This window comes from Listeria cornellensis FSL F6-0969 (assembly GCF_000525855.1).
GTDB lineage: Bacteria > Bacillota > Bacilli > Lactobacillales > Listeriaceae > Listeria_A > Listeria_A cornellensis.
On record NZ_AODE01000073.1, the window covers coordinates 1 to 1,535 of the forward strand.

The following is a 1,535-nucleotide window of genomic DNA, read 5'->3' on the forward strand; positions in this document are numbered from 1 at the left end:
GGGCGAGTTTTATATTACATCGGTCACTAACAGATAAATACCTCGTATCGATTGGATATAGAGATATCTCCAAAAGATACGAGGCACTACACTCAAGCTATTGAACCGCCGTATACCGAACGGTACGTACGGTGGTGTGAGAGGTCGGAGCCTAACGGCTCCTCCTACTCGATATTATGTTATTTTTTTCTGCGCAAGAATAGGGCGCCAAGTGCTGCTAGTAAGCCACCGAAAAGGAGCGTGGATGTTTTAGAATCATCGCCTGTTTTTGGTAGAGCTGTTGTTGGTGTCACACTTGTTGGTTGTATTTCTTTTGTTGGTGCTACTACATGTGCGACTGGTTGTACTGGTGTCGCTGGTTTTGCAGGGCTCACTGGTGTGATTGGATCTACGGGTACGATTGGTTGCGCGCCAACGATGACAGTGATCGTGAATTGTGTTTCATTGCCGTCGCTGTCTGTTACGCTGTACGTCACGTGGTAGATGCCTGCTACATTTGGATTCACGTCGTTGCTGATGACTTGGATTTGGCTCGTGATATCGCCATCTTCTAAGTCTTCTGCGCTCACGCCTGCCATTGGATCGAAGGCTTGGCCAAATGCTAGGGCTAAGTCGCTTGCGTGAATCACTGGTTTTTCGTTGGTAAGGACAGTGACCGTATAGGTTTGTTCGGTTGTGTTGCCGTCCGAATCTGTGATGCTGTACGTGATGTGGTACACACCGGCTACGTCTGCGTTGACATCATTGCTAATGATCTCGATGTTGCTTGTGATGTCGCCATCTTCCGTATCACTCGCTGTGATGCCTGCCATTGGATCGAACGCGCGGCCTGCTTTGAAGCTGCTGTCTTGTCCTGTGATGACGGGTTTATCATTGCTTAGAACAGTGATCGTGATTGTTTTTTCTGTCGTGTTGCCGTCCGAATCTAGAATGCTGTACGTGATGTGATACGCGCCTGGTACGTCTATGTTGACGTCGTTTGCGATGATTTTGATGTTGTCGCTGATGTCGCCGTCTTCCAAGTCACTTGCGGAAACGCCTGTCATTGGGTCAAACGCAAGGTGTGCTTTAACGGTACGATCGGCTGCTGTGATCACTGGTTTTTCGTTGGTTAAAACGGTCACCGTGATGGTTTTCGTTGTGGTGTTGTTATCGGAATCGGTGACGCTGTATGTGATCGCGTATGTGCCTGCTACATCTGGATTCACGTTGTTGCTCGTGATTTTGACTGCTTTTGTTACATCGCCATCTTCTAAATCACTCGCGGAAACAATCGTCATTGGATCGAATGCGTAACCGGCTTTGAAGGTTTGGTCAGATACGTGAATTTCTGGTTTGTCGTTGGTGCGCACGTATACGTGACGTGTTACGGTTGTCGTATTGCCGTCGGAATCTGTCACGGAATACACGACCGCGTATAGCCCTTCGGATTTCATGTTTACAGTCGTAGATACGATTTTGATGCTTGCTGTTAGATCGCCATCTTCGAGGTCACTCGCTGTGATGCCGTCAAGTGGGTTAAACGTGTCGCCTGC

At 48.3% G+C, this 1,535-nt stretch carries 1 protein-coding gene; it reads right to left on the bottom strand.

The window, feature by feature from the left end:
• Positions 1–179 precede the first annotated feature (179 nt).
• On the bottom strand, positions 180–1,535 hold a 1,356-nt coding region (locus tag PCORN_RS16760; RefSeq protein ID WP_149024416.1), incomplete at its 5' end, for an immunoglobulin-like domain-containing protein.